Source organism: Bacillota bacterium (assembly GCA_036504675.1).
In the GTDB taxonomy this organism is placed as follows: Bacteria; Bacillota; Sulfobacillia; order JAJYWN01; family JAJZPE01; genus DASXUT01.
In genome coordinates, this window is sequence record DASXUT010000196.1 from 25,610 (window position 1) to 44,550 (window position 18,941).

Consider the following 18,941-nt stretch of genomic DNA (forward strand, 5'->3'; position numbering starts at 1 on the left):
GGGCCGATGGAGACGCTCATGAGATCCCTGATCATCGAGGTGGCCGAAGGTCACGACCTGGGTGAGCCGCAGGCCGAGGCGGCGATGAACCTGATGATGAGCGGGCAGGCGACGCCGGTCCAGGTGGCCGCCTTCCTGATGGCGCTGCGGATGAAGGGCGAGACGGTGGAGGAGATCACCGCCTGCGCCCGAGTGATGAGAGCCAAGGCCACGAGCATCGTCCACACCCGGCCGATGGCCGTGGATACCTGCGGCACCGGCGGAGACGGGGCGAACACCTTCAACATCAGCACGACGGCGGCCTTCGTGGTGGCCGGGGCGGGGGTGCCGGTGGCCAAGCACGGCAACCGGGCCGCCTCGAGTCTCACCGGTTCAGCCGACGTCCTCGAGGCCCTGGGGGTCAACCTCTCCCTGACGCCGGCCGGCGTCGGCCGGTGCATCGACGAGGTCGGCATCGGGTTCATGTTTGCCCCGGCCCTGCACACCAGCATGAAGTACGTCGCCCCGGTCCGTCGGGAGATGGGGCTGCGGACGATCTTCAACCTGCTCGGCCCGCTGACCAACCCGGCCGGAGTCCAGGCTCAGGTGGCGGGGGTGTTCGATCCCGACATGGTCGAGCCGCTGGCCCGGGTCTTGGGCAACCTCGGTTGCCGCCACGCCCTCGCCGTCCACGGCCTCGACGGCCTGGACGAGATCTCCATCTCCGGCCCGACGGTGGTCGGCGAGATGGTGGACGGTGTGGTCCGGACCTATCAGGTCGCCCCGGGGGACGTGGGGCTGCCCCTGGCCCCTCTGGAATCGATCCGGGGAGGGGACCGGGATGAGAACGCCCGGATCACCCAGGAGGTCCTGGCCGGGGGGCGGGGCCCCCGGAGGGACGTTGTCCTGTTCAACGCCGCGGCCGCCCTGGTGGCCGCGGGCAAGGCGCAGGGCCTCAAGGACGGGGTCGCCTTGGCCGAGGAATCCATCGACAGCGGCTCGGCCCAAGCCGCTCTGAACGGGTTGAGACGGCTCAGCAACGAGCTGGCGGCGGGTGAGCTGAGTTGATCCTGGATGAGATTCTGGCGACGAAGACGGTCGAGGTGGCGGCTTCCCGCACCATCCGGCCCATCGCGGAATGGCGCGCGGCGGCGCTCGACGGGCCGGCGCCCCGGGGGTTCCTCAAAGCCCTCGCGGCCTCCGAGGGGGTCCAGGTCATCGGGGAGATCAAGCGGGCCAGCCCATCCAGAGGGTTGATCCGCCCCGACTTCGAACCGGCGGCCATCGCCCGGGCCTACGAAGCCGCCGGGGCGGCCTGCATCTCGGTGCTCACCGACCGCCGTTATTTCCGGGGCGAGCTGGGCTACCTTTCGGCCGTCCGGGCCGCCACCGGCCTGCCGCTCCTCCGCAAGGACTTCATCATCGACGAGGTCCAGGTCTATGAAGCTCGGGCGGCGGGCGCCGACGGCCTCCTCCTGATCGTCGCCGCCTTCTCGGGCCCCTCTGCCGGGGAGCGGAGCCCCGACGACCTGGCCCGCCTGGTCGACCTGGCCCGGTCGGTCGGCCTTGACGTGCTGGTGGAGGCCCATACCGCCGAGGAACTCGAGTTGGCCCTGGGCACCGGGGCGGCCCTGGTCGGGATCAACAACCGTGACCTGGCCACCTTCGTGACCGACCTGGAGGTGACCCTCCGGCTGGCCCCGGGGGTGCCGTCGACGAAGACGGTGGTCAGCGAGTCGGGGATTCGGACCCCTGACGACGTCAGGCGGGTAGCCGCCGCCGGGGTCAAGGCGGTCCTCGTGGGCGAAGCGCTGATGGCCGGGGCGGACCCTGGGGCCACCCTCCGTTGGCTGCGCGGAGGACGAACCGATGTGGGTTAAGGTCTGCGGCCTGCGCACCGAAGAAGCCGTCCTGGCCGCGGTCGGGGCCGGCGCCGACGCGGTGGGCTTCGTCTTCGCGGCCGGCCGGCGGCAGGTCTCACCGGATAATGCCCAAAGGATGATCGCGGGCCTGCCCGAGGCGGTCGGCAAGGTGGGGGTCTTCGTGGACGCTTCGGCGGCCGAGGTCTGGGCGATGGCGGCCAGGGTCGGGCTGACCCACGTCCAATTGCACGGGGCCGAACCACCCGAGATCTTGGAGCAACTGAGCCTTCCAGTGATCAAGGCCTTCCGGGTCAAGGACCGGGCCGACCTGCGAAGGTTGCCTCTCTACCGGGCGGCCGCCGGGCTGCTCCTCGATCCGTTCGTCCCGGGGGAACCGGGGGGCACCGGGCGTCGCCTCGACCTGTCGCTCTTTCGCCGGGCCGAGGCGAGCCTGAGGGCCGCCGGCGTCGACCTGTCCGAGCCGGATGAGCCGCTGACCCCCGGACATCCCAAGCTAATCCTGGCCGGGGGGTTGGACCCCGAAAACGTCGGGGCGGCCATCGCCGAAGGGCGGCCGGGCGGGGTCGATGTCTCCAGCGGCGTGGAGACCGGCGGAAGCAAGGACATCGTCAAGATCAGGAAGTTCATCGAGATGGTCAAGGGGGGACGGAGATGAGGAAGCTGTCGCAGCCGGACGAGGGGGGCCACTTCGGACCCTTCGGCGGGCGGTACGTGCCGGAGACGGTGATGGCCGCCTGCCTCGATTTGGAGCGGGCCTACCGGACCTACCGGGACGACCCCGAGTTCCTGGACGAACTGAGGTACTATCGCCGGCACTACATCGGCCGGCCCGTCCCGCTGTATTTCGCCGCCCGGCTGACCGCCCAGGTCGGGGGGGCCAAGATCTATCTCAAGCGGGAGGACCTCAACCACACGGGGGCCCACAAGATCAACAACGCCATGGGTCAGGCGTTGCTCGCCAGGAGGATGGGCAAGCGGCGGATCATCGCCGAGACCGGGGCCGGCCAGCACGGCGTGGCGACCGCCACCGTCTGCGCCCTCTTCGGCCTGCAATGCGAGGTCCACATGGGCCAGGTGGACGTGGCCAGGCAGGAACTGAACGTCTTTCGGATGAGGCTCCTCGGGGCCCGGGTCATCCCCACGGCCTCGGGCTCCCGGACCCTGAAGGACGCCACCAACGAAGCGATCAGGGACTGGGTGACGAACGTCGAGACCACCCACTACATCATCGGTTCGGTCGTCGGTCCGCACCCCTACCCGATGATGGTCCGCGATTTCCAGTCGGTCATCGGCGAGGAGACCATCGAGCAGATGAGGGAAGCCGAAGGCCGCCTGCCGGACGCCGTCGTGGCCTGCGTCGGCGGAGGTTCCAACGCGATGGGCATGTTCCATCCCCTGTCGGCCCACCCGGGCGTCCGGCTGATCGGGGTCGAGGCCGGAGGTCAGGGGCTGGAAACCGGCAAGCACGGGGCGACCATGACGGGGGGCGGGGAGGTCGGCGTCTTCCACGGCGCCCGGTCGTACCTCCTGCAGGACCACTTCGGCCAGGTGACCGAGGCTCATTCGATCTCGGCCGGCCTTGACTATCCGGGGGTCGGACCGGAGCATGCCTATTTCCGGGATCAGGGGATCGCTGAGTACACGGCGGTGACTGATCGGGAGGCTCTCGAGGGGATGCGCCTCTTGGCCAGGACGGAGGGGATCATCCCGGCCCTGGAGGCCGGCCACGCCGTGTTCGAAGGGGTCAAAGTGGCGGCGACCATGGCCAGGGAGGCCATCCTGGTCATCAACATCTCCGGCCGCGGCGACAAGGACATGGCCGAGGTGGGCAAGCTCTTGGGGGTGGGGATGTGAGCCGGATCGCCGAGCGTTTTGCCGCCCTCAGGGCGAAGGGCGAGAAGGCCCTCGTCACCTACGTCGCCGCCGGCGACCCGAGCCTGCCCGCCACGGAGGCTCTGGTCAAGGGGATGGAGCGGGCCGGCGCCGACCTAATCGAGCTGGGGCTGCCTTTCTCCGACCCGCTGGCCGACGGTCCGACCATCCAATCCGGTCTGCAGCGGGCTCTGGCGGCCGGAGCCAACACCGATAACGTGCTGACGATGGTCGAACGGCTTCGGGCGGACGGCGTGCGGGTGCCGCTGCTGATCATGACCTACTGCAACCTGGTTCTGCGCCCGGGTGCGGCGGAGTTCTGCGCCCGGGCCCGGTCGGCGGGCGCCGATGGACTGATCGTCCCCGACGTGCCGATGGAGGAGGCCGACACGCTCCTGCCGGCCGCCCAGGCCGCCGGGCTCGACCTGATCCAGTTCGTGGCGCCCACCTCGCCGCCCGACCGCATCGAGCGCCTAGCCAAGCCGGCGACCGGCTTCGTTTACTGCGTGTCGCTGACCGGCCTCACCGGCGCCCGAGCCTCCCTATCCCCGCGGTTCAGAAACGTGGTTCTCGAAGTCAAGAAGCACGTCGATACCCCCGTCTGCGTCGGCTTCGGGGTCTCGACCCCGGCCCACGTCAGGCAGGTCGTCGAGGTCGCTGACGGGGTCATCGTCGGTTCGGCCATCGTCCGGTTGTGCGGACAGGCCTCATCCGTCGACGGACTGACAACGGAGGTCTCCAGAGTCGTCGCCGATTTAAAGGCGGCGACCCGCCGCGCATAGAGCGCGAAGATATCTTGACAGCGTCGGTGAGCGGCGGTACAATCGTCTCAAGATACCCTATGGGGTATATGTGGGAGGGACGCGATTTGGCGACTTACGACTTCATCTGCAAGGACTGTAATCACAGCTTCACGGTGAGCGTGCCGATCAGCGAGAAGGACAAGGTAACCTGCCCGGCGTGCGTCAACAAGAGCCTCCGGCAGGACTACTCCGGGCACATCCTGGTCAAGGCTGGAGCGAAGAGCGGCTCCGGCTCATCGGCGTCCGCCGACGCCGGCTCGTCCTGCGGGTCGAGCGGTTTTGGCTGAGGGGTCTGATTACCGGGCCGGCGGCCCGGCGATCGCTCCCGTCCGCTTATAACCCTTTGGAGGTGAGATTGGCATGTTCCAGTTCTGGGGCCGCCCGAAGGCGGATAAGTCCGAGCCGGTGGAGCTCCTGCCGACCGAGCTCGAACTGGTCGTCTTCGGCTCGCGCGCCAGCGATCAGTGCTTCACCGGCGGCTGAGGGCCGACGCGATCTCAGGAGGAGATCACGTTGTCCTATGGTCAGTTCCTAGACCAGCGTTACCGCGGACGGGTCAAGACGACTTACATCGACGTCGACGACTCGGCCATGGATAGCCATCCGAAGGTTATGGAAATGTTACATCAGCGGCTGGCCTCACTCCCGCTTCTGATGGTCGACGGGGAGCTTCTGCCCGATGCCGCAGTCACCTGGCGGACCATCTCGAGGCTGATCGAGCTCAAGGGGATCAAGGAGGCCGGCTGAGATGCCGGAAAGCGAACCGGGTCGGGCCTTGGACCTCGCGGCTGAGATCCGCCGCACCGAACACGACCTGGCTGAGTTGAGATCGCGTCTACCGGCCCACTCGCTGAAGGTGGCGATGGCCCGGGAGCTCGACGAGCTCGAAGACCGGCTGGGCCGCCTGCGGGCTGAGCGCGCGGCGCTGATCCGATTATCGGAAGAGGGCGAAGCGGCGATGGAAAGTGACAAGTCGGCGGTTGCGCCGATGGCCGAGATGACTTACCAGGTCACCAGCGACAAGCCTTTCGATGAAGCGGTCGAAGCGGTCAAGACCAGGACCGCTGAGAAGGGGTTCCGGGTCCTCCACGTCCACGATGTTCAGGCCACTCTGGCCGAGAAGGGTTTCAAGCAGGGCCCGATGAAGATCATCGAGGTCTGCAACGCCAAGTACGCCAACTCGGTCATCCAGGCCGACCCGGCGATCAGCCTGTTCATGCCCTGCAAGATCAATGTTTACCGGGATGAACAGGGCCGGACGGTGCTCAACGCGCTGAGACCGAGCACCATGGCGACCTTCTTCCCGGGGGCCTCCCTGGGGACCGTCCCGGATGACGTCGACTCGATCGTCCGGAGCATCGTCGACGGGGCCAGGTGACTTGTTCGACCCCACCTAAGGGGGCGGATAATGGGTCCGATCCTCTTCACTCTCGGCCCGCTGACCTTCTACGCCTGGGGCACGCTGGCCATCCTGGGTCTGGCGGCCGGGACCACCCTGACCATCCTCGAGGGGTGCCGGCGCGGCCTGGGTTTCGCTGAGCTCCTTGACGTCTGCTTCTCCACGGCTCTCGCCGGACTGGCCGGCGCGCGGCTACTCTACGTCATCGTCGAGTGGCCGGCGTTCAGACCAGACCCGGTGAGAGCTTTCATTTTTGTCGAGGGGGGCCTGTCAATCTACGGGGCCTTCCTCGGCGGGGCCGCCGGCGTCTGGCTTCTCGCCCGCCGCTTCAGGCGATCGGCCTGGGCCTACGCCGACATCATGGCCCCCGGCATCGCCTTGGGACTGGCCCTCGGCCGGGTCGGGTGTCTCCTGCGCGGCTGCTGCTACGGCCGCCTGACCGATCAGACCTGGGGGCTGGCCACTCAGTTGGCCCCCGGCCTGCGCTACCCGGCCCAGGCCATGGAAGCCGCGATCGACCTGGCCATCCTGGCCGTGCTGGGGGCTCCGGCCTTCCGGCCTCGCGCTCGCCCGCACCCGGCCGGCCCCCGGGAAGGCCTGCGTTTCCTGGCCTTCCTGGGTCTCTACGCCGCCGGCCGGTTCATCGTCGAGTTCTACCGCGACTCGGAGGTCCTGATCGGTTGGATGACCACCTCTCAGGCTTTCAGCCTCGCCGTCCTGGCTCTGGTGGTCTGGCTGGCCGGTAGGGGAAGGGTGGGCCGCCGTCGAAGGGTGGGTCTGTAGTAATGTCCGGACGTCCGGTCCCAGGAACGTCGCGCGATCGAGGGGGGACGAACGAGCCGGCCCCGGCGGCGGGCATCTCGCCCAGCCACCTCAGCTACGTCGAGCGCGGCCAGGTCGACCCGTCCGTCGACACCCTGCGCAATCTGGCCCGGGCCCTTCAGCTTCCCATCTCGCTGATCCTCAACCCCACCAACACCCTCGGCGAGAAGGTCCGGTTGACCCGCGAGTCACTGGGCCTCTCCCAGAAGGAACTGGCCAACCGGACCGGACTCTCCCCGGCCATGATCACTCAGGTCGAGAGCGGCCTCGTCCAACCCTCCCTGAAGACCGTCGAGAAGCTGGCCGGGTCGCTTGGGGTCTCCCCCTGTTACCTGGTCATGGAAAGGGACGGGGTGGAAGAGTGATCCACGCCATGGGTCCAGACCTCCGCCGGCTCATGGTGGACCCGGACGTGCAGGCCATCCTCCGCTCCATCTGCCACCTCGAGACCAAGCAGATCCGGCTGATCCTCAACTTCGTCGACCTGTTGAAACGCTCGGGGTTGAGGTAGAGGTCAGGGAGAGACCATCGGCCGGCCACGCCGGCGTTACGCGTCGCGTAGTATGAGGGGCCACCACCTTCGGCGGAATGGCCCCTTTTTCGCTGCCGATTTCGCTGGTTCAACCCAGGCGAATCGACTTCGCCCGGCAAACCCTTGGCCTAGCTGCGAAAACGGGACCAGAAGCTATGATGCAATCGGGCCGTTAGTGCCTCGGTTCACAAAGCTGGAAATGCGTATCCAGAGCCGCTCTGAACCATGTCCGAGCGGCCCTTCTGGGAACCACGAAAGGGGGATCCGTCGTGAACGAACGAGTGAAAACCACACTCCAGACTCTTTCCGGCGACCGAGTTCGCTTCGACCGGAATGAGCGGGTCGTCTATTCGCGCGACGTGGCCAGCCTTCCCGATGTCGTCGAGATGATGATCGACAACCTGGCCGACGCCGTCGTCCAGCCGGAGAGCCTCGAGGACCTCATCTTCCTGGCCCAACTGGCGAACCGCGAGGGGGTCCCCGTCGTTCCACGAGGCGCCGCCACCAGCGGCTACGGCGGCAGCGTGCCAGCCAAGGCCGGCATCGTCGTGGCCCTCCGCCAAGTCCCTGATCATGATGGACATCTCGAAAAAGTACGGCGGTCGGGCCTACTCGGTCGGCCTCTACTTCACCGACGAGGCCGCCGAGGCCTTCGGACCCGAGCGGTTGGCCAAGCTCCGTCAAGCCAAGGCTGAGCTGGACCCGAAGAACGTCTTCAACCCCGGCAAGCTCCTCGCCGGGGGCGGCAACCCGGCCCTCCTGCGGGTGGCGATGAAGGCCGCCCGGGCCGGCCAGTCGCTGGTCCCCCTGGCCGAGAAGATGCTCTCCGACCGCCCGCACATGAAGCGCCGCCTGGCCGAGCGGCTGACCAGCGCCGCCTTCGCCTGCGCCGGCTGCGGCTACTGCGTCGACGTCTGCACCCAGCACTTCGGGACCGGCTGGGAGAGCGGCTCGCCGCGCGGCAAGTTCGCCTTCCTTCGCCAGTACCTTCGCGGCAGGGCCCAACTGGACCAGGGGATGGTCTACAATTTCCTGATGTGCACGACCTGCAAGAAGTGCGACCCGGTGTGCATGGTCCACCTGCCCGTCCAGGAAATGTGGGACGAATTCCGCCCGGTCCTCATCCAGGACATGGAGTTCGCCACCTTCCCCGCCTTCGAGATGATGAGCGCCAGCCTGAAGCTGGATCTGAACATCTGGGCCGCCCGTCGCTCGGAGCGCGATGCCTGGGTCCCGGCCGAGGTCCGGCCCTATATCAAGGAGAAGGCCCCGGTGGCCTACTGGGCCGGCTGCACGGCTTCCTTCATCGAATCGGACATCGCCGAGAACGCCGTCCGCATCCTCAAGGACGGCGGAGTCGAGTTCACCTACCTCGGGAAAGACGAAGCCTGCTGTGGCATCCCGATGGCCATGGCCGGCCTGCAGGACCAGTTCGAGGGGGTCGTCAGGCACAACCTACCGAGATGCAGAAGCGCGGGGTTGAGGAGGTCATCATCTCCTGCCCGGGTTGCTGGGTCGGTTGGACCCACTTCTATCCCAAGGTCGCCCAGAAACTCGGCCTCGACTACAAGTTCAAGGTCCGCCACATCACCGAAGTCACCGCCGACCTGATCACTTCGTCGAGACCCCCGAGAACCGCGAGAACGGTAAGTGCTGCGGCAGCGTGTTGACGCGGATCAGCGACTTCGCCGTCTCCGACAGGATCGTCGCCGACCGGCTGGACGAGGCCCTCGGCGTCGGCGCCGAGGCCATCTGCGCCACCTGCCCGTGCTGCGAGTTCCAGCTCCGCGTGGGCGGCCAATCCACCGGCCGGAACCTTCCCGTGGTCGACTTCTCGGCCCTCGTCGCTGAGGCCCTCGGCTACGAGGTCAAGGACAGCACCGAGGACGCCCGTTACATGTGGGGCGTCTTCAAGAAGGCCATCGAGATCATGACCTCCGACGGCATCGTCGAGATGATGGGGGACATGATGCCCGAGATCATGAAGGCCATGCCCGGGGCGATGCAGGGGATGATGAACGGGATTTCGGCCATGCCCAAGGGGATCAGGAACCCGACCCTCGGGGCGATGGAGAAGATGATCCCGCTGCTGATGCCGATCCTCTTCCCGGGGATGATGCCGTCCGCGCCTGGCCCCGAAGATGGTCGGCTTCCTCAAGGGGGAGAACGTGGCCGACTGAGATGAGACGGCGATTCGCCGCGTGAGATTCGGGGTGGACCCCAAGGGCCCACCCCGTTTTCGTAAGCTGGTGACGGGCGACGCGCAAGGTCGGAAACACGGCTGCCCTGAGACTCTTCACGCCGGGCAACTATCCCATGGCCGGCCGCACCCGGGTGGATGGGTCGACGCGGGCGGGCCGCCGAACAGACCGGAGCCGGGGCCGTGTACCTAATGGTAAGGGCAGGCCGGGCAGCGAAGCTCATCAGGACAGGGGGGATCAGGCTGCAGCAGCCGAAAGAGTAGCTGCGAGGCAAGCTTTTTTTCCAACAGTCCCCCACTGGGAAGGAGGCTCCGTCAGCAAGACCGAATACTTGTTTGGGGCACCTCGAGGAGGCGAAAGGTACGTCGTTGAGGGAATTACGCGACCCGATTCACGGGTTTATTGCCCTCGAATCACGCGAAGAGAACAACATAGTCGATTCCAAGGTGTTTCAGAGACTCAGGAGAATCAAGCAACTGGCAATGGCTTCTCTGGTCTACCCTGGGGCCCTTCACACCAGGTTTGAGCACACCCTGGGTGTGGCTCATCTTTCGGGCAAGCTAGGTGCGAGACTTCTTAGTTCCCAAGAGGACCGGCGGCTTGTTCGGCTAGCAGCCTTGCTCCATGACATTGGACACGGCCCTTTCTCGCACGTGTCCGAGAGCGTGCTGAAAAGATTCTACGATAAGGACAAGGTCAAGCTGGACAAGGGGCAGCAGATTCACGAGCACCTAACCATCTCGCTAATCAAGCACAATGAGGATCTTGACCGGCTCATCAGCGATACTGAGCGGGACTACATCAGCGGCCTACTCTGTGGGCAGTGGGGATCGAAGATACTCAAGGACATTGTGTCTGGCCCGCTCGACGCCGACAAGTTGGACTACCTCCTGCGCGATAGCTACTACTGCGGTGTGAAGTATGGAATCTACGACCTTGACCGACTGTTGGCAACGTTCAAGACCCTTGATGACGCTAATGACTACGCGATTGGCATTCAAGAGGATGGAGTTCATTCCCTGGAGCAGTTCTTCCTAGCCAAGTTCTACATGACCACGCAAGTGTACCGCCACCGGATTCGCCTCATAACGGATCAGATGATTACCCGAGCTCTTGTGCTGGGTATAGAACAGGACGACCTTGAGTTCTTGAAACGCCCTTATACATACGATGGTTCGAAAGAGCATGCCGACGAATGGGTGAGATGGGACGACGAGAAGCTGATTCATGAGATTTGCCGACCAGAGGCCAAGAATGGGCTAGCCAAGAGAATCTTCACCGACCTCCGCGAACGTCGTCTCCATAAACGAGTTTTCCATGTCAACCTCAAAGATATAGAGAACCCGGGAGTCCGTGTTGCTCTCGCCCAGGACGGGCAGTTCGCCTCCCTTCGTGATCGACTGGAACGGGATGTTGCAGCCTACCTTTCGGTTGACCATTATGCGATAATCGCTTTGAGTTATAGAGTCCAGTCAATCAGAGAGGATGATGAACCCTCAATCGGCGACTGCGTAGTAATCAAGTCTGATGGTAGGCCCCTATTTAGGACGGAGTCCACGCTTTACCGGTCAATCGATGCGGCCCAGAAGGACGAGTATTTGGAGGTATTCGCGCCCGTCACCTTCAAGGACGAAGCCGATCAGCGGAAGCGACTACAGACATATAACACGGCCATCAGGGAGATAGTTGACAACCTGCTGAACCCACCCAGTTTACCGTGAAAGGGAGGACGGTTCGTGAAGGTTAGAGAAGTTCTACTCCTAATGCTCGATCACGCTGGGGGTGCACTGCAGGGTCGCACTCTGATTCAGAAGAGGTTGTTTTTCCTGAGCCTGCTGATGAACTTGGACCTGCACTATTACTCACATTACTATGGCCCTTTCTCTCCGGAGGTTGACAAGGCCCTTGGACAGTGCATTGCATTGGGCCTAGTCGAGGAAACCATCGTTGGCTTCACTGACGAGAGTGGCGGTTTTGAGGGTAGGAGTTTCAAGTACGGGCTTACGTCTGATGGTAATGTGGTCGTCAGGCTGACTAGACGGCACGAGCCAGAAATCTCAGGGGACGTGGCCATCAATCTTAGTAATCTAGACAAGGCGGGACACCTTGATTACCTTAAGCTCTCGATTGCCGCAAAGGCCCTTTATGATCTTCGTAGCAAGGACAAGCCCGTAACTCTCAGCGGGATAATTGATGAGGCCCGTAGCTTTGACTGGGATGTTCCTGAGCCGGCAGTGAGGGATGCAGTAGAGTTCCTCAAGTTCTTCGAGTTCTTTGCCGCGGAGAGTTCATAACGTCCAGGGTCAATCGTCAATCACCCTCGCGCATATCCAGAATTGCAGCCCCCCCCGAGGCTGAGAATGAACCCAATGGTGAGTGCCCGAGCAATGACGAAGCGAGTGCGGGGCGAGAGTTCAGGCCCAACTCTGAGCGGGAACGGACGAGGTGGACCCTGAGGGGCCCGCTCTTGTGGTGTTTCAGAGTGTCTTGCGTAACTTGCCACGGACCAGCGGCAGTCCGCCAACTCCGCGATTCTTCTTCGAGGCGGGCAGGGTTGCCCATCAGGGTGGCAATCATAGGTAGATGATGCTCTATGGCTCGCAGGTGCTCGCCTAAGGCAGTTCGTTCGTCGTTGGCACTTCGCCAACTATTGGCCAGGTTTGGCCACCGCCGCTCCTCTGTCGGACCTGGTTCCATCCTGCAGCGTGCCCGCCCCCTGCAGCAGAAGCCGCTGCCCATCTGCAAAGAGGGGCGTTGCCCTCAAGCAAATTCCGCGAGGTGAACCCCATGAAACTCGCCGTCATCGGGGGCGGCTCCAGCTACACCCCCGAACTCATCGAAGGCCTGATCAAGAACCGCGACGCTCTACCCGTCACCGAGTTGGCCCTGGTCGACGTGGCCAATGACGAGGCCCAGTTCAAGGTGGGAGTCATCGCCGACCTGACCCGGCGGATGTTGCGCCGGGCCGGGCTGGACGTCGCGGTGTCGGCCACGACCGAGCGCCGGGCGGCCATCGAGGGAGCGGCCTACGTCGTCACCCAGTTCCGGGTCGGCGGTCTGGCGGCCAGGGCCCGCGACGAGCGCCTTCCCCTCAAGTACGGGGTCATCGGCCAGGAGACGACCGGTCCGGGCGGCTTCGCCAAAGCCCTGAGGACCATCCCGGTCATTCTCGAGGTCTGCCGGGATATCCGCGAGCTGGCCCCCGACGCCTGGCTGGTCAACTTCACCAATCCCTCGGGGATCATCACCGAGGCCGTCGTCAAGCACGGCGGCGGGGTCAAGGTGGCGGGGCTCTGCAACGTGCCCATCGGCATGCTCCGGGGGGCGGCCCAGTTCGCCGGGGTCGAACCGGAACGGGTCCGGATGGACTTCTGCGGCCTCAACCACCTGACCTGGGCCCGTCGGATCTACCTCGACGGCAACGACATCACTGAGTTCGCCCTGGCCCAGTTGGCGTCGGCGGCCGAGGCCGGCCTCCTTCCGCCGGACTACGCCTTCAGCCCCCGTTGGCTGCGCACGCTGGGCATGTTACCCTGCCCGTACCTCCGTTACTACTATGAGACCCAACGGATGCTGGAAGAGGAACAGAAGGCCGCGGCCGAGGGCGGGGAGGGCACCCGAGCCCAGGTCGTCCAGGCCGTCGAGAAGACCCTCTTCCAGAAGTACCAGGACCCCGATTTGGCCGAAAAACCGGAGGAGTTGTCCAAGCGGGGCGGGGCCTACTATTCGGAAGTGGCGGTGAACCTGATGACCGCCATCGAGACCGACCGCTGCGACATTCACATCGTCAATGTCCGCAACGACGGGACCATCTCCGGTCTTTCGGACAACATCGTCGTCGAGGTCCCTTCCGTCGTCGGCCGGGATGGCCCGAAGCCCATCGCCGTCGGCCAGGTCGAGCCCAAGATCCGCGGGCTGATCCAGGTGGTCAAGGCCTATGAGGAGCTGACCGTCCAGGCCGGCGCCTTCGGTGACCGGGCAGCGGCCCTGGCCGCCCTGGCGACCCACCCGCTCGTGCCCGACGAGCGGGTGGCCGAGAAGCTGCTCGATGAGATCCTCGCCGTGAACGCCGAGCATCTGCCGCAGTTCAGATGAGGGGGGAGCGGCTTTGCGCTACCTGTCCGGGAAGGACCTCCGGGGCCTGATCTCCATGGGCGAAGCCATCGACGCGGTGCGCTCAGGCTTCTCGGCCCTGTCGGCCGGCAATTCGATCACCCCGCTGCGCACGCCGATCGCCGCCGGTCGCCACGGCACCGTCCTGGTGATGCCGGTCTACCTTCCCCGCGAAAACACGACGACGGTCAAGGTCGTCTCCCTGTGCCCGGGGAACGTGGCCCGCGGCCTTCCTCTATTGCAGGCCCTCGTTCAGGTCTTTGACGGCGAGACCGGGACGCCGCTGGCGGTCATCGAGGGCGCCGGCCTGACCAGGCTCAGGACGGGAGCGGCCTCGGGCCTGGCCACCGACCTGCTGGCCAGGGCCGACAGTCACACAGCGGCGATCATCGGGGCCGGCGTCCAGGGGGCGTCGCAGTTGGAGGCGGTCTGCGCGGTGAGGCCGATCACCGAAGCCTGGGCCTACGATCCAGATCGGACCAGACTCGAGGCCTTCTGCGCGCACCTGTCCGACGTGCTCCGTCGGCCCGTCCGGCCAGCCGGCACCGTCCACGAGGCGCTGGCCGGGGCCGACGTCGTCTGCACGGCGACCACCTCGTCACAGCCGGTCATCCCGGACGCTGCGGTCAGGGCGGGAACCCACGTCAACGCGGTCGGTGCCTATCGGCCCGAGGCCCGTGAGCTGCCGGGGGAACTCATCCGGCGAAGCCGGGTCTTCGTCGACTCTATCGACGCCTGCCTGGAGGAGGCGGGCGACCTTCTGATCCCCATCAAGCAAGGCCTGATCACCCGGGAGCACCTGGCCGGGGAGATCGGGCAACTGGTCAATGGCACCGTGAGCGGCCGCCTTGACGACCGCCAGGTGACTGTGTTCAAGTCGGTCGGGGTGGCCGTGCAGGACGGGGCGGTGGCCGCGATCGTCGCCCGCCAGGCGGAACTCCTCGGGATCGGGATCGCGCTGCCGATCTGACCCGGTTGGCCGCCGGTCGCGCCCGCTGACCGGTCCCCCGCCGCCGGCCGCCCGCTTTCCCCGCCCCGGTTCGACAAACCCGCATACCCGCATGACCACTGAACCCGGGCCATCCGCCCGGGCTCAGTCATTTACCGCCCGCCCGACAACATGGCACTCTAGCTGGAGCTTAAAGATCTACTTACCTATCCACCCAGGGGCGGCAGGAAGAAGAATCCCAATTGTGCAATCACGCGGTATCCCAAACGAGCAGAACGTGTGGAGTGGCGAAAGAGAGGGATAAGCCGGTCGAACGCTCCGCCCATGGTCACAAATGGCCTGCCAAGTCCCGCTCAGCTCTAACGCGCCAGTCGGCCGGATGACCGATAAACATGGTCCACCAGCAACTCGGCGGAAGGACTCGGTCAATTCCTGCCGAATAGCGGGACCTCGGGGTATACCATTTAGTCTACCGGCTTGGAGGTCTAGAGTTTGGACAAGACGTCTTCCAAAACTCGATGGTCCGAATGCTACGCCCAGTTGAGATCGGCCATTGAGAGGGGCGAATTCGCGCAGGGTAGCCGCCTCGTCGAGCGAGATATCTGCGAACAGTTCGGAGTGAGTCGGGCGACTCTCAGGACCGTCATTCACCGATTAGCTTCCCAAGGCATCGTTCAGCTCGAGCCCCGCCGCGGGGCCCAGGTCATGAAGCTGGGGGTCCAGGACGTCGCCGACGTCCTCGAGGTCCGCGAGGTCCTCGAAGGGCTGGCCGCTTCGAAGGCCGCCTCCCAGGCCACCCAGGAGGATATCGCCGAGTTGCGACGCTTGATCGGGCTGATGGAGAAGGCCGTCAAGAACGCCGACTACTATGAGTACAACAGCTTCAACCGGTGTTTCCACGAGGCCATCATCACCGCCAGCCGGAACGCCAAGGTCATCGATGCCCTGGCCACCATCCGGGCCCAACTGGTCCAGGTCCACGTGCGCGGCCTGCTCATGCCCGGCCGTGCCCAGCACTCGTTGGAAGAGCACCAGAGGCTTCTCGCGGCCATCCAGAAACACGACCCCGCGGCGGCGGAAGCGGCCGCCCGTGCCCATGTCCAGAACCACATGCAGGCGACCCTGTCGGCCCTGCAGCGAGGGGTGGCCATCTAAGATAGGTCGGGCCGCCGGCCCCCGCGCGCCCGAGGGGGGAGGGGCGCGGGCTTGAAAGCCCGACCGCCGAGGGGTTTGCGGGGATGGCCAACTTGTCCCGGAAGGCCCGTGCAGTCAGGGAGGAAATCGCCCTAATTGCCAGACCACACCATTTGGGAGACTGATGTGGCAGTCCACACCAACCATAGAGACGCTGGGTCGGCGACTCAAGGAGCTGGCCGACACCGAGGGGGTCGACCGCTTCGGGGTGGCGACCTCGTCGACGCGATGCTCGAGCCGGTCGCCGACCAGAATGACCGCATGGCCGGCCTGACATATCGCTATTACTATTATGAGATGGTCAACGGGATCCTCAGCCGGGCCTACGCCGTGTCGGCTTCTGGTCATCACCCCCGACCATGGCCCGCGGGTCCGCTTCGCCACCGTCCTCACCGACGCCCCCCTGACCGCCGGGAAGCCCCGACCGGAAGGATGCGGCTCCTGTGACGCCTGCATCAAGGCTTGCCCGGCGGGTGCCTTCACCGGCCGCTCCTTCGATCCCGGCGAGGAACGCGGGCGGCGCAAGGATAGTTGGGGGGTCAAGGAGAACGGTAATCTATGTGGAATCTGTGTGCTGACCTGCCCCTACGGGCGGCGGCGCCAACCGGCCGACCCGGCGCCGGCCCGCTAGACCCGCCGGGTCAAGGAGGCGAACCAACTATCAGACTTGTCGTCGGGATCACCGGGGCGACCGGGGCGATCTACGGCATCCGGCTTCTCGAGGTGGCCAAGAAGCTCGGCGTGGAGACCCACCTCGTGATGTCCCCCTATGCCGCCAAGAACATCGAGATCGAGACAGGCCGCTCGGTGGCTGAGGTCGAGGCCACGGCCCATCGCGTCCATGCCTTCAACGACCTCGGGGCGTCCATCTCCAGCGGCTCCTTCGTGACCGCCGGGATGGTCGTCGTCCCCTGCTCCATCAAGACCCTCTCCGGCATCGCCAACTCCTACAACGACACGCTGGTCATCAGGGCGGCCGACGTCTGCCTCAAAGAGCGGCGGAAGCTCGTCCTGGTGGTCAGGGAGACCCCCCTCCACCTGGGGCACCTGCGGTTGATGACGGCCGTGACCGAGATGGGCGGGGTGATCATGCCGCCGGTACCCGCCTTCTATCACTCCCCAAAGACCATCGGCGACCTGGTCGACCAGACCGTCGGCAAGGCCCTCGACCAGTTCGGCATCGACGCCGGGCTGTTCCGTCGCTGGCGCGAGGGCGGGGAAGGGGACGACCGATGACCCCTCGTTTCGCCGGCACGGTGGCCTCGGGAGCCCACGAAGCCGGAGGGTTTGTCGCCCTGCCGTGGTTCCGCGATTGGCTCAAGAGCCGTTTCGGATTCGACCCCTTTTCGGGAACCCTGAATCTACGCGACGTCTCGCCGGACGGTCTGGCCGAAACGCTGTTGCGGCGGGGGACGGCCCTCGTCCCCCCAAGCGACCAGTTCTGCCTGTCCATGGTCCTCCCGGTGAAGCTGGATCGCGCCCCGGAGGAGCCGGCCGCCATCGTCCGCCCGCTGGTGGCGGCCTATCCAGCGGGCGCCGCCGAGATCGTCGCTCCCGTGCGCCTGCGGGAAAGGCTAGGCCTGGCCGACGGCGATGAGCTGGCCTTCCAGGTCGACGACGGGCGGACCGCCGGTGGCTGGCGAGCGGCGGGGGAGGCCGGCGTCCAGGCCGGTGGGCCGGCCGGCGTCCAGGCGGGCGCGGTCGCCGTCGATGTCGAGACGAGCGGGGGCCAGGTTCGCCTGTCGGCCTCCTGGTCAAAGACCGCCGACGGGATCACGGTCCAACTTTATGGCGGGCTTCCCCATGTCGGGGCGGTCGCCGTGGCCTACCCCAGGCCGAGCCTCAGAGACCCGAGCCGGCCCAGCGCGACCTCCTCGGTCCTGACCCGGCTTGGGCACAAGGACGATTTCCTCGCCCGGCCGGCCTCAGAGCTGCTGGCCAAGGCTCTTGACGCGCCGGCGGTGGTGGTCGCCGGGGTCCACGTCGGGCCAAGCGGCACCTATCAGGCCCCCGGCGACCTCGTGGACGCCCTCATCGGCGCGGTGCCGCGGCTGGTCGAGGCCATCGTGGCGGCGGTCGGGCGCGGATCGTGAGGCCCCGATCCGCGCCGCAGCCCGTGGCGCCGCCGGTCGTTCGCCCCTGCCAGTCACAGGACGCCGGGGCCATCGCCGCCCTCCTCCGGGAACTGTCCGAGACCGCCGCTCGAGTGCGCCGGTTCCTGAGCGACTGCCGAGCTGCCCCCGGCGTCTACTCGAACTACCTGGCCGAACTGGATGGCCGAGCGGCCGGGTTCCTATCGGCCGTCTTCTACGAGACGCCGTTCCACGCCAAGGGCACCTGCCTCATCAATGAACTCGTCGTCGCCCGGGGCGCCCGGGGACGGGGCGTCGGCCGGGGGCTGGTCGAGACCGTCCGCGAAGAGGCCCGCCGCCGCGGCTTCGACGAGGAGTATGTCCTGCTGGGACAGGAGTTTGAGCAATGAAGCGCCGAAGCGCCGCCGTCCGGGCGGCGCTTATTCATGTCTGGCGGGCCTTCGACCGATCGTAGTGACGACGGGCCTTCGCCCGGTTGCCGCAATCGTCCATGCTGCACCAGCGTCGCTGACCGTTGCGGGAGGTGTCCAGGAAGACCCAGCCGCAAAGGGGGTCGGCGCACAGACCGACACGGCCCAGCCGGTCGCGAGAGGTCAGGAGGTCGGCCGCCGAATACACCACCGGCCAGACCACCCGGTTGAGATTCGGCTGGTCTTCGGCCCACGACCATTCAAAGCCGGCGCCGGCCGCCCGCAGCCTGGCCATGGACAGGACTTCGGCGAGGGCCGCGTTGACCAGCTCGAGGTCGGTGGCCTCCGCTGAGCGGCCGCCGATCCGGGCGGAGAAGATGCGGAACAGGGCTTCCCGGAGCACGATGGCCCGGCGGAGGGCGGCCAAGGCCGCCTTCGGGGCCTTCTCGACCGCCCGGACCAGCCGCCCGGCCATCCTGGCATCGATGGCCCCGGCCTGACGGCCCCACGAGATCAGGTCGCCGTAGTCGCTGAGAAGCTCCACCGGCTCGTCGGCCAGCCGCCAGTCGACGGTGTTCACGAAATCCAGGGGGAGGACCCCAGCGGTGAACTTGTAGGTTTTTTCGCCCACCTGGGTCGACACTTACAGCCCACCTCCGGTGGGGGGCCAGCGCTATAACCAGTTAAGTGG

General features: G+C 66.0%; 25 protein-coding genes. 23 read left to right on the plus strand and 2 right to left on the minus strand.

What is annotated here, in order from left to right:
- Window positions 1-6 precede the first annotated feature (6 nt).
- The 12 genes from trpD to VGL40_15575 all read left to right on the plus strand — a co-directional run bounded on the left by trpD (window position 7) and on the right by VGL40_15575 (window position 7,269).
- The gene (trpD, locus tag VGL40_15520; protein HEY3316672.1) at window positions 7-1,047 is read left to right on the plus strand and encodes an anthranilate phosphoribosyltransferase; all 1,041 of its coding nucleotides are present in this window, start codon (window positions 7-9) and stop codon (window positions 1,045-1,047) included.
- Window positions 1,047-1,859: an indole-3-glycerol phosphate synthase TrpC gene (trpC, locus tag VGL40_15525; GenBank protein ID HEY3316673.1), complete on the plus strand. Its 813-nt coding sequence runs from the start codon at window positions 1,047-1,049 to the stop codon at window positions 1,857-1,859. Before trpD ends, trpC begins: the two co-directional genes overlap by 1 nt.
- On the plus strand, window positions 1,849-2,517 hold the full coding sequence (locus VGL40_15530) for a phosphoribosylanthranilate isomerase (protein HEY3316674.1): 669 nt from the start codon (window positions 1,849-1,851) through the stop codon (window positions 2,515-2,517). The genes trpC and VGL40_15530 overlap by 11 nt, the downstream gene beginning before the upstream one ends.
- Complete coding sequence (gene trpB, locus VGL40_15535; protein ID HEY3316675.1) at window positions 2,514-3,716, plus strand: tryptophan synthase subunit beta; 1,203 nt, start codon at window positions 2,514-2,516, stop codon at window positions 3,714-3,716. Before VGL40_15530 ends, trpB begins: the two co-directional genes overlap by 4 nt.
- Entirely contained in the window at window positions 3,713-4,516 is an 804-nt protein-coding gene (gene trpA / locus VGL40_15540; protein HEY3316676.1) for a tryptophan synthase subunit alpha, read from the plus strand. Before trpB ends, trpA begins: the two co-directional genes overlap by 4 nt.
- Window positions 4,517-4,602: 86 nt before the next feature.
- Window positions 4,603-4,824 (plus strand): zinc ribbon domain-containing protein, encoded by a 222-nt coding sequence (locus VGL40_15545; protein ID HEY3316677.1) that lies wholly within the window; start codon window positions 4,603-4,605, stop codon window positions 4,822-4,824.
- A 73-nt stretch (window positions 4,825-4,897) separates the two neighbouring features.
- Window positions 4,898-5,020, plus strand: coding sequence for a hypothetical protein (locus VGL40_15550; protein HEY3316678.1), 123 nt, complete (start codon window positions 4,898-4,900; stop codon window positions 5,018-5,020).
- A 30-nt stretch (window positions 5,021-5,050) separates the two neighbouring features.
- Window positions 5,051-5,284 carry a hypothetical protein gene (locus VGL40_15555; GenBank protein ID HEY3316679.1) on the plus strand — a complete coding sequence of 78 codons (234 nt, stop codon included), beginning with the start codon at window positions 5,051-5,053 and terminating at the stop codon, window positions 5,282-5,284.
- 1 nt (window position 5,285) lies between these two features.
- Window positions 5,286-5,915: a DUF302 domain-containing protein gene (locus tag VGL40_15560; GenBank protein HEY3316680.1), complete on the plus strand. Its 630-nt coding sequence runs from the start codon at window positions 5,286-5,288 to the stop codon at window positions 5,913-5,915.
- A 30-nt stretch (window positions 5,916-5,945) separates the two neighbouring features.
- Complete coding sequence (locus VGL40_15565; protein ID HEY3316681.1) at window positions 5,946-6,719, plus strand: prolipoprotein diacylglyceryl transferase; 774 nt, start codon at window positions 5,946-5,948, stop codon at window positions 6,717-6,719.
- Between the two features lie 2 nt (window positions 6,720-6,721).
- Entirely contained in the window at window positions 6,722-7,123 is a 402-nt protein-coding gene (locus VGL40_15570; GenBank protein HEY3316682.1) for a helix-turn-helix transcriptional regulator, read from the plus strand.
- Complete coding sequence (locus VGL40_15575; protein HEY3316683.1) at window positions 7,120-7,269, plus strand: hypothetical protein; 150 nt, start codon at window positions 7,120-7,122, stop codon at window positions 7,267-7,269. Before VGL40_15570 ends, VGL40_15575 begins: the two co-directional genes overlap by 4 nt.
- A gap of 206 nt (window positions 7,270-7,475) precedes the next feature.
- Here the strand turns inward: VGL40_15575 and VGL40_15580 are convergent, their stop codons facing one another.
- A complete protein-coding gene (locus tag VGL40_15580) occupies window positions 7,476-7,865 on the minus strand; it encodes a hypothetical protein (GenBank protein ID HEY3316684.1) in 390 nt (129 codons plus the stop codon).
- On the opposite strand from VGL40_15580, the gene VGL40_15585 reads away from it, so the two are divergent.
- The 11 genes from VGL40_15585 (at window position 7,864) to VGL40_15635 (ending at window position 18,229) form a co-directional block, all read left to right on the plus strand.
- Complete coding sequence (locus VGL40_15585; GenBank protein ID HEY3316685.1) at window positions 7,864-8,901, plus strand: 4Fe-4S dicluster domain-containing protein; 1,038 nt, start codon at window positions 7,864-7,866, stop codon at window positions 8,899-8,901. The two genes, VGL40_15580 and VGL40_15585, sit on opposite strands and share 2 nt — an antisense overlap.
- Window positions 8,810-9,475 (plus strand): heterodisulfide reductase-related iron-sulfur binding cluster, encoded by a 666-nt coding sequence (locus VGL40_15590; GenBank protein ID HEY3316686.1) that lies wholly within the window; start codon window positions 8,810-8,812, stop codon window positions 9,473-9,475. The genes VGL40_15585 and VGL40_15590 overlap by 92 nt, the downstream gene beginning before the upstream one ends.
- A gap of 384 nt (window positions 9,476-9,859) precedes the next feature.
- Window positions 9,860-11,212 (plus strand): HD domain-containing protein, encoded by a 1,353-nt coding sequence (locus VGL40_15595; protein ID HEY3316687.1) that lies wholly within the window; start codon window positions 9,860-9,862, stop codon window positions 11,210-11,212.
- Window positions 11,213-11,227: 15 nt separating this feature from the next.
- A complete protein-coding gene (locus VGL40_15600; protein HEY3316688.1) occupies window positions 11,228-11,785 on the plus strand; it encodes a hypothetical protein in 558 nt (185 codons plus the stop codon).
- Window positions 11,786-12,278: 493 nt separating this feature from the next.
- Window positions 12,279-13,586 (plus strand): 6-phospho-beta-glucosidase, encoded by a 1,308-nt coding sequence (locus VGL40_15605; protein ID HEY3316689.1) that lies wholly within the window; start codon window positions 12,279-12,281, stop codon window positions 13,584-13,586.
- Window positions 13,587-13,599: 13 nt separating this feature from the next.
- Window positions 13,600-14,574, plus strand: coding sequence for an ornithine cyclodeaminase (locus VGL40_15610; protein ID HEY3316690.1), 975 nt, complete (start codon window positions 13,600-13,602; stop codon window positions 14,572-14,574).
- Between the two features lie 684 nt (window positions 14,575-15,258).
- Window positions 15,259-15,708, plus strand: a complete 450-nt coding sequence (locus VGL40_15615; GenBank protein HEY3316691.1) for an FCD domain-containing protein — start codon at window positions 15,259-15,261, stop codon at window positions 15,706-15,708.
- Window positions 15,709-16,039: 331 nt separating this feature from the next.
- Complete coding sequence (locus VGL40_15620) at window positions 16,040-16,378, plus strand: 4Fe-4S double cluster binding domain-containing protein (GenBank protein HEY3316692.1); 339 nt, start codon at window positions 16,040-16,042, stop codon at window positions 16,376-16,378.
- A gap of 29 nt (window positions 16,379-16,407) precedes the next feature.
- Complete coding sequence (locus VGL40_15625) at window positions 16,408-16,983, plus strand: UbiX family flavin prenyltransferase (protein ID HEY3316693.1); 576 nt, start codon at window positions 16,408-16,410, stop codon at window positions 16,981-16,983.
- Window positions 16,980-17,840: a DUF120 domain-containing protein gene (locus tag VGL40_15630; GenBank protein ID HEY3316694.1), complete on the plus strand. Its 861-nt coding sequence runs from the start codon at window positions 16,980-16,982 to the stop codon at window positions 17,838-17,840. Before VGL40_15625 ends, VGL40_15630 begins: the two co-directional genes overlap by 4 nt.
- Window positions 17,837-18,229, plus strand: coding sequence for a GNAT family N-acetyltransferase (locus tag VGL40_15635; protein ID HEY3316695.1), 393 nt, complete (start codon window positions 17,837-17,839; stop codon window positions 18,227-18,229). The genes VGL40_15630 and VGL40_15635 overlap by 4 nt, the downstream gene beginning before the upstream one ends.
- Window positions 18,230-18,263: 34 nt before the next feature.
- Here VGL40_15635 and VGL40_15640 read toward each other — a convergent pair whose 3' ends face one another.
- Window positions 18,264-18,893, minus strand: coding sequence for an ABATE domain-containing protein (locus tag VGL40_15640; GenBank protein HEY3316696.1), 630 nt, complete (start codon window positions 18,891-18,893; stop codon window positions 18,264-18,266).
- Between the last annotated feature and the right edge of the window lie 48 nt (window positions 18,894-18,941).